At 75.2% G+C, this 13230-nt stretch carries 1 protein-coding gene and 1 pseudogene; both read right to left on the bottom strand.

Translation table 11 applies throughout. The features are described from left to right. A pseudogene (locus V6D49_RS03290) lies at positions 1-7269 on the bottom strand (type I polyketide synthase); the annotation flags it as partial. Between the two features lie 84 nt (positions 7270-7353). Beyond that, positions 7354-13221, bottom strand: coding sequence for a type I polyketide synthase (locus tag V6D49_RS03285; protein ID WP_340556934.1), 5868 nt, complete (start codon positions 13219-13221; stop codon positions 7354-7356). Between the last annotated feature and the right edge of the window lie 9 nt (positions 13222-13230).

The raw sequence follows: 13230 nt of genomic DNA, 5'->3' as shown, positions 1-13230 counted from the left end.
TCACCCTCGGTCGGTGTCGGTGTCGGTGTCGGCTTTGGCTTTGGTGGTGTCGGTGGCCGGAGCGGTGTCGGGGGCGCTCGCCCGCCGGACCGCGTCGAGCGTCGTCGCGGCGTGCTCGGCCGTCATCGTGAAGTGGTCGCCGGGGACGTCCACGACGACGGGTCCCGGCTCGCCGGTCCAGGACGCGCGCCATCCCTGGGTCGGGAACCCCGGCAGGGGCTCGCTCGCCCGTACCAGCAGCGTGGGGCAGCCGGGTGCGTCCGGGCGCCAGGAGGCGAAGAGCCGCCCGTAGCCGGCCATCGCGGTGAGCACCGCGTCGTCACGGCCGGGCTCCCCGGTCGCGACGGCACCCTCGGCGTCGTCGGCGGGCGGGCGCGCCAGATGGTCCTGAATGCGGTCGAGCACCGGGCTGCCCGGCGGGTAGGTGTCCAGCAGCGCCACCCCGGACGCGGTGACGCCCTCGGCCCGCAGCCGCGCAGCGACGGCGTGCGCGATCCACCCGCCCGCCGAATGCCCGAGCAGGACGAACGGCCGCCCGTCCGCGCAGCGTTCGACGTCCGCCACATGCGCGCGCGCCAGGGCCTCGATGTCCACGGGCAGCGGCTCCCCGGCCGTGAAGCCGGGAGCGGGCAGCACCCACACGTCCCGCTCGCCGCGCGCCCCGGCCGCGAGCCGCGCGTACTGGTGCGCGCCGGACCGGCTCGCGAACGACGGGAAGCAGATGAGCACCGGCCCGCCCGGACCGCGCGCCAGCCGGACGGGTGCCGGACGCCGGACCGCTCCGGGGCGCGTCGCCGCCGTGGCGTCGAACGTCTCCCGGAACCGAGCGGCCTCCGCCAGCAGGGCGCCGAACTCGGCAGCCCTCCCGGTGCGCGCGGCCTGCTCCGCCAGCGCCGTCAGGAGTCCCGGCCCGGTCGGGGGGCCCGCCCCGTCCGGACCGGCGGTCGACGCCCCGCGCGCGGGCGCGGTGTCGAGCGGCCGGCCGGGCTCGGTGGGCAGCCGGCCCGTCTCCACCAGCAGTCGGTGCAGCTCGGCGGCGAGCGCGTCGACGGTGGGGTGCTCGAAGACGGCCGTCACCGCGAGCGTCACCCCGGTGGCCGCCTCCAGCGACTCCCGCAGCTCGGTCGCCGTGAGGGAGTCCAGTCCCAACTCGGGCAGGCCCAGGGCTGATTCGACCTCCGAGGTGTCACTGTGGCCCAGTACGGCCGCCGCCTGGACCGCCGCCAGCTCCCGCAGCACCTTCTCCCGGTCGGCCACCGCCAGCGGCGCGAGCCGGGCGTGCAGGGATACCGGCGTCCCCGGCTCCGCCGTGCCCTCGGGCGCCTCGCCGCCATCGTCCACGGTGGCCGGGTCGTCCACGGTGTGCACGTCCTGCGGGCGGCCGGGCGTGCCCGCAGCTGTGAGCGCCGGGCCGCCGGTCGGTGCGGGCCAGAAGCGCCGGCCCTGGAAGGCGTACGTCGGCAGCTCCACGGCCGCCCCGGCCGGACCGGTGCCGAGCAGCGCCGACCAGTCCACCGGCACGCCGCGTACGTGCAGTGCGGCCAGGGCCGCGACCGCGCTCTCCGCCTCCGGGCGGGCCCGCCGCAGCAGCGGCACCGCCTCGACCCTCCCCTCCGGCCGCTCCGCCGCCGCGTCCCGCACCAGCGCCGTCAGCACGCCGCCCGGGCCCGCCTCGACGACGGTCGTCACCCCGTCCGCCAGCATCCGGCACACCCCGTCGTGGAAGCGCACCGGCTCCCGGACGTGCCGCACCCAGTACTCCGGGGAGGAGACCTGACCGGGCTCCGCGAGGTCTCCGGTCACGTTCGACAGCAGCGGAATCCGTGGGGACCGCAGGGCCAGGCGCCCGACGACGTCCCCGAAGGCGTCCAGGACGCCGTCCATCAGCGGCGAGTGGAAGCCGTGCGAGACCCGCAGCAGCCGGGTGCGCCGCCCCCGGCCGCCGAACACCTCAGCGACCTCCTCGACCGCGCCCGCCTCGCCCGAGACGACCGTCGAGCGGGGGCCGTTGACGGCCGCGACACCGATACGGCCCGGCTCCGCGCGCTCCGCGAGCACCGCCGCCACCTCGTCCTCGGCCGCCTCCAGCGCCGCCATCGCGCCACGCGGCGAGGACTGCATCAGACGTCCGCGCGCCGCGACCAGCCGACAGGCGTCCCGGGTCGGCAGCACGCCCGCCACGTACGCGGCCGTCAGCTCACCGATGGAGTGACCCCCCACCACGTCCGGACGGACGCCCCAGGACTCCAGCAGCCGGAACCCCGCCGCCCCGACGGCGAACAGCGCGGCCTGGGTGTAGGCGGTCTCGTCCAGCAGCGCCGCCTCCGGCGTGCCCGCCTCCGCGAACATCACCGCACGCAGCCCAGGCGCCTGGCCGTGCCCCGCGTCCGGGACGGCATCGGCCAGCTCCGGGTCGAGCAGCCCGCACAACGCGTCCAGCGCCTCGGCGAAGACCGGGTACCGGGCGTACAGCTCCCGTCCCATACCCGGCGCCTGGCTGCCCTGGCCGGGGAAGAGGAACCCGACCCGGCCGGGGGACGGAGCACCGCGCACCACGGCGGGGGTCGCCGTGCCCGAGGCGAGCGCCGTGAGTCCGGCCTCCAGCTCCGGCCCGTCCGCGCCGATGACCACCGCGCGGTGCGACAGCGCCGACCGGGTCAGGGCCAGCGCCCGCCCGACCGCCACCGGACTCGGCGCCGGGTCCCGTCCGGCCAGGTGCGCGCGCAACCGCTCGGCCTGAGCCCGCAGCCCCGCCGCACTCCGCGCGGAGAGCGGCCAGGCCAGGACCGGCGGCACGGCACCCGACGCGGCCGCGTCCCGTTCTGCCGCGTCCTGTTCGGCCGGTGCCTCGGGGTGCGTCGGCGGGGCGTCGGGCGCCTGCTCCAGGATGACGTGGGCGTTGGTGCCGCTGATCCCGAAGGCGGACACCCCGGCCCGGCGGGGCCGTCCGTCCTCCGGCCACGCCACGGGCTCGGTGAGCGGTGTGACGGCACCGGTCGACCAGTCCACGTGGGGCGTCGGTTCGCTCAGGTGCAACGTGCGCGGCAGCACCCCGTGCTCCATCGCCTTCACCATCTTGATCACTCCGGCCACCCCGGCCGCCGCAGCGGTGTGCCCGATGTTCGACTTCACCGAGCCCAGCCACAGCGGCCGTTCGGCGGCCCGGCCCTGGCCGTAGGTGGCCAACAGGGCCTGCGCCTCGATCGGGTCGCCCAGCGGCGTGCCGGTGCCGTGCGCCTCGACGGCGTCCACTTCGGCCGCCGACAGCCGCGCGTTCGCCAACGCCTGACGCAGAACGCGCTGTTGGGAGGGGCCGTTGGGTGCGGAGAGGCCGTTGCTGGCGCCGTCCTGATTGGTCGCCGAGCCGCGCACGACGGCCAGGACCTGGTGTCCGTTGCGGCGCGCGTCCGACAGGCGCTCCAGCAGCACCAGCCCGACGCCCTCGCCCCAGGCCGTGCCGTCGGCGTCCGCCGAGAACGGCTTGCAGCGGCCGTCGGGGGCCAGGCCACGCTGGCGGCTGAAGCCCACGAACGCCTGAGGGGTCGACAGCACCGTGACACCCCCGGCCACCGCCAGCTCGCTCTCCCCGGACCGCAGCGACTGCGCGGCCAGGTGCAGAGCGACCAGCGACGACGAGCAGGCGGTGTCCACGGTCACCGCAGGCCCCTCCAGCCCGTAGGTGTAGGCGAGCCGGCCCGACACCACGCTCGCCGCGTTGCCCGTCATGAGGTAGCCCTCCACCTCCTGCGACGGGCCGAGGAGAAGCGGGTAGTCCTGCCCACTGAGCCCCGCGAAGACCCCGGTACGCGAGCCCCGCAGCGTGGCCGGATCGATGCCCGCGTGCTCGAACAGCTCCCACGAGGTCTCCAGCAGCAGCCGCTGCTGCGGGTCCATGGCCAGCGCCTCACGCGGGTTGATGCCGAAGAACGCCGCGTCGAACCGGTCGGCGTCGTCGAGGAAGCCGCCCTCCCGCACGTAGCTGTGCCCCGGACGCTCCGGATCCGGGTCGTAGAGCGCCTCGGTGTCCCAGCCCCGGTCCTGCGGGAAGGGGGCGACGGCGTCGGTGCCGTCCGCGACCAGCCGCCACAGCTCCTCGGGCCCCCGCACGCCGCCCGGATAGCGGCAGGCCATCGAGACGATCACGACGGGGTCCTCGTCCGGCCCCCCGTCCGCGTGCCGCTCGGCCGCCGACGGGGTGGCGGCTCCGTCCGGTGCGTCGGTGAGCAGACCGAGCAGGTGGCGTGCGAGGAAGGCGGGTGTGGGGCGGTCGAAGACGATGGAGGCGGGGAGCGGGGTGCCGGTCGCGGACACGAGCCGACGACGCAGCTCCAGAGCCGTCAGGGAGACGAATCCGGCCTCGTGGAAGGGCCGGTCGGCGGCTACGGCCTCGTCCACGCCCAGCACGGCGGTGGCATGCCGCACGACGAGGTCCGTGAGCACCTTCTCCCGCTGCTCGGGCGGGAGTTCGACAAGCTGCTCGCGCAGGCGTGCTCCGGCGGAGTCCGCGCCGTCCTCTTCCGTGGCATCGACTCCCGGGGAGCGGAAGGCGGCCACCTGGCCGCTCCCGGTCGTCTCCACCCAGTAGCGCCTGCGTTGGAAGGGGTAGGTGGGGAGGGTGATGTGGTGGGTGGGGCGTTGTTTGGGGGCTGTGGTGGGGATGCCGTGGGTGGTGGTGTGGGCGGCGTTGGTGAGGAGTTGGTGCCAGGCGTTCTTGTTGCGTTGGAGGGTGCCGGTGATGAGGACGGGTGTGTTGGTGGTTTCGAGGGTGGTTTCCAGTGCGGGGGTGAGGATGGGGTGGGGGCTGATTTCGATGTAGGCGGTGTGGCCTTGGGTGTGGGCGTGTTGGGTGGTGTGGGTGAGGAGGACGGGTTGGCGGAGGTTGGTGTACCAGTAGTCGCCGGTGAGCTGGGTGGTGTCGAGGGTGGTGCCGGTGACGGTGGAGTAGAAGGGGATCTTCGACGGCTGGGGGGTGATGTCGGTGAGGGTGGTGGTGAGGTGGGTTTTGAGGGTTTCGATGTGGTGGGTGTGTGAGGCGTAGTCGACGTCGATGCGTCGGGCCCGGATGTCGTTGTTCTCGCAGTGGGTGAGGAGTTGGTCGAGTGCCTCGGTGTTTCCGGCGATGACGGTGGTGTGGGGTCCGTTGTGGGCGGCGATGCTCAGCTCGGAGGCCCAGGGGGCGATGAGGTTCGTGGTGTCCTCAGGGCTCAGGGGTAGGGAGGCCATGCCTCCGGTGCCGCTGAGGGTGCGCAGGGCTTGGGAGCGTAGGGCTGCGATTTTGGCGCCGTCGTTGAGGGTGAGGGCTTCGGAGACGACGGCTGCGGCGATCTCGCCCTGGGAGTGCCCGATGACCGCCGCCGGTTCGACGCCTAGGGAGCGCCACATGGCGGCGAGGGACACCATGACGGCGAACAGGACGGGTTGGATGACGTCGACGCGGGTGATGGGCTCGTCGCTGCGCAGGACCTCGGTCAGCGACCAGTCCACGTACGGGTTGAGGGCTTCCTCGCAGGCGGCGATGGATTCCCGGAAGACGGCGGAGGTGTTCAGGAGGTCGTGGGCCATGCCGGCCCATTGCGAGCCTTGACCCGGGAAGACGAAGACGGGTCGTTCGGCCTGTCCGTGTCCGGTGATCACCCCGGGGGCTTCCTGACCTGCTGCGAGGGTGTCGAGGCCGTGGAGGAGTTCGTCGCGGTCGGTGCCGAGGATGACGGCGCGGTGGTCGAGGAAGGCACGCTGGGTGACCAGGGCATCGGCCACCTCACGCACGTCGTCGGACGTCTCCCGCAGGTGCGCCGCCAGACGTCCCGCCTGGGCCTGCACGGCACGGGCACTGCGCCCCGACAGCACCAACGAGATCACCGACGTCTCCGCCCCGGCCTCGGCCGTCCCGGTCGCTTCCTCCGGGGTGGCGGGGGAGACGTCCTCGGTGGTGGCCTCTTCCAGGATGACGTGGGCGTTGGTGCCGCTCACGCCGAAGGAGGAGACGGCGGCCCGGCGCGGCCGGTCCTCGACGGTCGGCCAGGGGCGTTGCTCGGTGAGCAGCTCGACGGCTCCGGCCGACCAGTCGACGTGCGGCGTCGGCGCGTCGACGTGCAGCGTCTTCGGCAGGGTCGCGTGGCGCAGTGCCATGACGGTCTTGATGATGCCGCCGACGCCTGCGGCGGCCTGGGTGTGGCCGATGTTGGACTTCACCGACCCGAGCCACAGCGGGCGTTCGGCGGGGCGATCCTGGCCGTAGGTGGCCAGCAGGGCCTGGGCCTCGATGGGGTCGCCCAGGGCCGTGCCCGTGCCGTGCGCCTCGACGGCGTCGATGTCGGCGGCGGTCAGCCGGGCGTCGGCCAGGGCCTGGCGGACGACGCGTTGCTGCGCCGGACCGTTGGGGGCGGTGAGTCCGTTGCTGGCGCCGTCCTGGTTGACGGCCGAGCCGCGCACGACGGCCAGCACGCGGTGCCCGTTGCGGCGCGCGTCCGAGAGGCGCTCCAGCAGCAGGACGCCGACGCCCTCCCCCCAGCCGGTGCCGTCGGCTGCGGCCGCGAACGCCTTGCAGCGGCCGTCGGCGGACAGTCCGCGCTGCCGGGCGAACTCCACGAACATGCCGGGCGCGGCCATCACCGCTGCCCCGCCCGCCAGCGCCAGCGTCGACTCACCCCGCCGCAGGGACTGGACGGCCAGGTGCAGGGCCACCAGTGAGGACGAGCAGGCGGTGTCGACGGTGACCGCCGGACCCTCGAAGCCGAACGTGTAGGACAGTCGTCCCGAGATCACGCTCGCCGCGCCGCCGGAGAGCAGGTAGCCCTCAAGGTTCTCCGTGGCGCGTTGGACGAGCCCGGCGTAGTCCTGCTGGCCGGTGCCCATGAAGACGCCCGTTCGGCTGCCGCGCCGCGTCGTCGGGTCGATGCCGGCGTGTTCGAAGGTCTCCCAGGTGGTCTCCAGCAGCAGTCGCTGCTGCGGGTCCATGGCCAGCGCCTCGCGCGGCCCGATGCCGAAGAACGCCGCGTCGAACAGGGCCGCGTCGTCGAGGAAGCAGCCCTCGCGGGCGTAGGTGCGGCCCGGTGCGTCCGGGTCCGGGTCGTACAACTCCTCGATGTCCCAACCGCGGTCGGTGGGGAAGGGAGTGGTGGTGTCCCGCCCCTCGGCCACCACCTCCCAGAGCCCGTCGGCCGACTCGACGCCGCCGGGGTAGCGGCAGCCCATGCCGATGACGGCGATCGGTTCGCCCGTGACGGCCTCCGACTCCTGCAACCGCCGCCGGGTCTCCTGGAGGTCGGCCGTCACCCGCTTGAGGAAGTACCGGAGCTTGTCCTCGGTCTCACTGCTCGCCACCGTGGTGCCACCCTTTCTTGTTCCTGCCGCTCAGGAGATGCCGAGTTCCTTGGTGATGAAGTCGAAGACCTGCTCGTCGTCCGCCGAGTCCAGTTCGAGCTCTGCGGTGCCGTCCGGTTCCGACCCGTTGCCCGCTGTGGTACGGGCGCCCTCGCCCCAGCGGGACACGAGCGCGCGCAGCCGGTCGTTGACCCTGGCGTGGTCGGGATGGTCGGGGCCGATGCGGTCCAGGCTCTGCGCCAGGCGATCCAGTTCGGCCAGGACGGGGTCGGCCGCCGGGACGTCCGTGCGGGGCAGCGCTTCGTCCAGGTGCTGGGCGAGGGCGGCGGCGGTGGGATGGTCGAAGACGAGCGTCGCCGGCAGCCGCAGCCCTGTGACCCGGTTCAGCTCGTTCCGCAGCTCGACGGCCGTCAGGGAGTCGAAGCCGAGGTCGTCGAAGGCGCGGTCGGGGGTGATGGCGGCGGTGCGTGTATGGCCGAGCGCCCGGGCCACCGCGCCGCGTACCAGCTCCAGCAGGATCCTTCGGCGTGCTGCGGCGTCCACCCCGTCGAGGCGGCGGTGCAGCTCGGCGACGGCCGCCTGCTCGGGTGCGCCCGCCGACGCCTCGCCGGGTGCTGGCCCGGCCAGCGCCCGGAGCAGCGGCGGCACGTCGGCGTCGGCCGAGCGGAGGGCCGCCAGGTCGAGCCGGACGGGCAGCAGGGTGGCGGGCGTCCGCCCGGGGTCGGTGCCCACGGCCGCGAGGGCCGTGTCGAGGAGGGACGCGCCTTCGTCCGTCGTCAGGGGCAGGACACCGGAACGGCGCATGCGTCGCCGCGTCGCCGCGTCCAGATCCGCCGCCATGCCGCCTGCCTGCTCCCAGGGCCCCCAGGCCAGGGAGACGGTCGGCAGCCCGAGCGCCGCACGGTGTCGGGCTAGGGCGTCGAGGAAGGCGTTGGCGGCGGCGTAGCCACTCTGTCCCGCCCCGCCGAGCGTAGCCGTGGCGGAGGAGAAGAGCACGAACGGGACGGGGTGGGCGCCCCGGGTCAGTTCGTGGAGATGCCAGGCGGCGTCGATCTTCGGGCGGAGGACGGCGGCCACCCGCTCCGGTGTCGAACCGTCCAGGGTGGCGTCGTCCAGCACCCCGGCCGTGTGCACCACGGCGATGAGGGGATGGTCCGCCGGTATCCGCTCCAGCTCGGCGGCGAGGGCGGCGCGATCGGCGGTGTCGCAGGCCGCGATCCGCACCTCGGCGCCCAGCGCGGTGAGCTCCGCCGTCAACTCCTCGGCGTTCGGAGCCTTTTCGCCCGTCCGGCTGAGCAGCAGCAACCTGCGGACACCGTGCCGGCTGACGAGACGCCGGGCGACGAGTGCGCCGAGCGCCCCCGTGCCACCGGTGACGAGGGCCGTGCCGTCGGTGTCCGTGAAGGTCGCGGCGGTGGCGTCGGACGTCCGGGCCCGCGCCAGCCGGGGGACGAGCAACGCCCCGCCGCGCAGGGCGTACTGGGGTTCGTCCGTCGCGCTCCCGCCGTCCGTGGTGTCCGTGGCCGGACGGGTCGCGAGCAGGCCGGCCGTTTCCTGGACGCTCGCCGTCGACGCGTCGTCGGTGTCGAGCAGCACGAAGCGGCCGGGGTGCTCCGCCTGTGCCGCCCGGACCAGCCCCCACACGGCTGCCTGGCGCAGACCGGCGACCTCGTCCTCGGGCGTGGCGGCCACCGCGTTGCGGGTGACCACCACCAGCCGCGCCCCGGCGAACGCCTCCTGCCGCGCCCAGGCGGTGAGCCTCGCGCGCACCGCGTGCACGGTGGTGTGCGCGGCCTCGTGCACCGGCCGCCCGGCGTCCCCGGGCACGTCGAGGAGGACGGCGTCCGGCACCGCGCGTCCGGCGGCCAGGGCGGCCGTCAGGTCGGCGAGGCCGGGGAACCGCTCCGCGGCGGCGTCCTCCCCGGTGACGCCTCCGGGCGGGCCCACCACGACCAGGTCGGGTCCGTCCCCTTCGGGGGCTGCGGGCGGGGGCGTGAGCGGGGTCCACTCCACGTGGTAGAGGTGGTCGGCGGACCGGCCCCGGGCCGCCGCGCGCAGCTGCTCGACGGAGACCGGCCGGGCCCGCAGCGCCGCCACCGAGGCCACCGGCGCGCCGTGTTCGTCGCTCACCGCGAGCCTCATCGCCCCGGCGCCGGCCGGGGAGAGCCGAATCCGCACGGTCGTCGCACCGGCGCGGTGCAGCCGGACGCCGCTCCAGGCGAACGGCAGCAGCACCTCGCCCCGGGTGTTGCCGACCAGGCCCGCGTGGAGCGCGGCGTCCAGCAGCGCCGGGTGCACGCCGTACCGGGCGGCGTCCGCGTCGAAGGGTTCGGGCAGGACGGCCTCTCCGAAGATCTCCTCGCCCGCCCGCCACACCGCACGCAGCCCCTGGAAGGAGGGCCCGTAGGCGAAGCCGTCACGGGCCGCGCCCGCGTAGAAGTCGGTCAGCTCGACGGGGACGGCGCCCGGCGGTGGCCACGTTCCGGCCGTCGTGGGCGCTTCGGACGGCTCGTTGGGCTCGTCCGTCCCGTCCGTCGTCGTCAACAGGCCGCTGGCGTGCCGCGTCCATGGCTGCTGCTCGTCGCGGTCGCCGTCCGGGAGGTGCGGCCGCGAGTGCACGGCGAGCGGGCGACGGCCCTCCGCGTCGGCGGGCCCCACGGTCAGGCGCAGGTGCACCGCCTCGTCGCCGGTGAGGATCAGCGGACTCTCCTGGGTCAGTTCCCCCACCGTGTCGCAGCCCACCAACCGGGCCGCGTGGAGGGCCAGGTCCAGGTAGGCCGTGCCGGGGACGACCGTCGTCCCGAGGATGACGTGGTCCGCCAGCCAGCTGTGCGTGCGGACCGACAGCCGGCCGGTGAGGACGGGGCCCGCCGCGTCGGTGGGCGCAAGCAGCGCCCCGAGCAGCGGGTGCTCCGCCCGGGTGAGGCCGAGGTCGGCGGGCTCGGCCGCGACGGTGGCCGGGGCCGTGGGCCAGAACCGCTCCCCCTGGAAGGCGTAGGTCGGCAGCGGGACGGGCCGGGGCGCCGGGGCCTGGGCGCCCTCGGCCAGGCAGGAACCCCAGTCGACCGGAACCCCGCGCACGTGCGCCTCGCCGAGCGCGGTGAGGAGCGTACGCTCCTCACCGCGTCCGCGCCGCAGCAGCGGGACCGCGAGCACCTCGGGCGGGACGGCCGCCGCCGTGCGGGCGTCGTCCCCGGTCTCCTCGGCGCCGGCGGCCTCCCGGACGGCCGCCGAGAGGACGCCGTCGGGGCCGAGCTCCAGGAAGAGGCGCACCCCGTGGCCCAGCAGCGTGCGGACCCCGGCGTGGAAGCGCACCGGCTCGCGCGCGTGCCGCACCCAGTGGTCCACCGAGCGGATCTCGGGCCCCGTGACCGGGCGCCCGGTGAGCGTCGAGACGAGGGGGAGGACGGGCTCGCGCAGCGTGAGCGTCTCCAGGACGGCGCGGAAGTCAGCCAACATGCCGTCCATGTGCGGCGAGTGGAAGGCGTGGCTGACGGGCAGCTCCTTGACCCGCCTGCCCCGGCCGCGCAGCTCCTCGGCCACCTCGCGCACCGCGTCCGCGTCACCGGAGACGACGACGGCCCGCGGCCCGTTGACGGCGGCCAGGGCCACCCGCCCCGAACGGCTCTCCAGCAACTCCACGACCTCGGCCTCCTCGGCCTCGACGGCCGCCATGAGACCGCCCGTGGGCAGCTCCTGCATCAACGTGCCCCGGGCCGCGACCGCCGCGACGGCGTCCGCCTCGCTGAAGACCCCCGCCACCTGCGCGGCGGCCAGCTCGCCCACGGAGTGGCCGATGAGGTGGCCCGGGCGCACCCCCCACGACTCGATGAGCCGGAACAGGCTGACCTCGACCGCGAACAGCGCCGCCTGCGTCCACGCGGTGCGGTCCAGCAGCTCAGCCCGCCGCGAGCCGGGCTCCGCGAACACCACGTCGCGCAGGCCCAGGTCCGCGCGCTCCTCGAACAGGGCGCAGAGCCGGTCGAAGCAGTCGGCGAAGACGGGGTAGCGCGCGTACAACTCCTTGCCCATGCCGAGGCGTTGTGCGCCCTGGCCGGTGAAGAGGAAGGCCGGGGCGGCTGCGTGCGCCACCGTGCCGACGACCGGCCGGACCGGGCCCTCCGGCTCCGTGCCGCGCAGCACCGCCAACCCGGCGAGCAACTCCTCCCGGTCCAAACCGAGCAGGACGGCACGCCGGGTGAGGTGCGCCCGGCTCGTCGCCAGCGCGTGGGCGATGTCCCGGGGACCGGCCGCCGAGGAGGCGACCGCCTCGTGCAGACGGTCCGCCTGGGCCCGCAGCGCCTCCGCGTCGGCCGCCGAGACCAGCCAGGGCACCAGCGTCCCGCCGTGCCCGGAGCCGCTCGTCGCCGCCCCCGTTCCGGAGGCGGCGGCGCCCTGCCCGCCGGGCTCCGTCGCCGGACCGCCGCCTGCGGGAGGCGACGACTCCTCGATGATCACGTGCGCGTTCGTCCCGCTGATGCCGAAGGAGGAGACGGCGGCCCGGCGCGGCCGGTCCGCCGTCGGCCACTCCCGTTCGCGGGCGAGCAGCTCCACGGCCCCGGCCGACCAGTCCACGTGCGGCGTGGGCTCGTCCACGTGCAGCGTGCGCGGCAGCACGCCGTGCTCCAGGGCCAGCACCATCTTGATCACCCCGGCCACCCCGGCGGCCAGCTGGGTGTGCCCGATGTTGGACTTCACCGAGCCCAGCCACAGCGGGCTGTTCGCCGGGCGGTCCTGCCCGTAGGTGGCCAGCAGCGCCTGCGCCTCTATCGGGTCGCCCAGCCGGGTGCCCGTACCGTGGGCCTCGACCGCGTCCACCTCGGAAGCCGAGAGTCGGGCGTCCGCCAACGCCGCCCGGATCACGCGCTGCTGGGCCGGACCGCTGGGCGCGGTGAGGCCGTTGCTCGCGCCGTCCTGGTTGACGGCGGAGCCGCGCACCACGGCCAGCACCCGACGCCCGTGACGCCGGGCGTCCGAGAGCCGCTCCACCAGCAGCACACCCACGCCCTCGCCCCAGGCCGTGCCGTCGGCGCCGCCCGCGAACGCCTTGCAGCGGCCGTCCGGCGCCAGGCCGCGCTGCCGGCTGAACTCCACGAACATGTGCGGACGGGCCATCACGGCCGCACCGCCGACGAGCGCCAGCTCGCACTCCCCGCCCCGCAGCGCCTGCGCCGCCAGGTGCAGGGCCACCAGCGAGGACGAACAGGCCGTGTCCACGGTCAGCGCCGGGCCCTCCAGCCCCAGGGCGTAGGCGGGGCGCCCGGACGCGACGCTCACGGTGGTGCCGGTCAGCACATGGCCCTCGGTCCCCGCCGACTCCGCCAGCGCCCCGTCGCCGTACCCGAGGGGGGCCACCCCGACGAAGACGCCCGTGCGGCTGCCCCGCAGCGCGGTCGGCGCGATGCCCGCCCGTTCCACGGCCTCCCAGGAGGTCTCCAGCAGCAGCCGCTGCTGCGGGTCCATGGCCAGCGCCTCGCGCGGGCTGATCCCGAAGAACGCCGCGTCGAAGCGGTCGGCGTCGCGCAGGAACGCGCCGTGCCGCACATGGCTGCGGCCCGGCCGGTCCGGGTCCGGGTCGTACAGCGACTCCACGTCCCAGCCGCGATCGGCCGGGAAGGGCGTGACGGCGTCCCGCCCCTCGGCCAGCAACTGCCAGAACTCCTCCGGGGAGGTGACGCCGCCGGGGAAGCGGCACGCCATGCCGACGATGGCGATCGGCTCGTGCCGGGCCTCCACCAGGGCCTCGTTCTCCTGGCGCAGGCGCTTGTTCTCGCGCAGTGAGTGACGGAGCGCCTCCGTCATCCGGTCGCTGCGGTCGCTGCGCTCGCCGGAAGTGCTCCGGCCCGACGCGTCGGCGGCCCGTCCGTGCTGTCCCACCGGGGTTCGCTCTCCACTCATGGTCGTCTC

It is taken from the genome of Streptomyces sp. GSL17-111, assembly GCF_037911585.1.
Classification (GTDB): Bacteria; Actinomycetota; Actinomycetes; order Streptomycetales; family Streptomycetaceae; genus Streptomyces.
The sequence above is the reverse complement of the archived record's forward strand: the minus strand, read 5'-3'. Positions and strand labels throughout refer to the sequence as shown.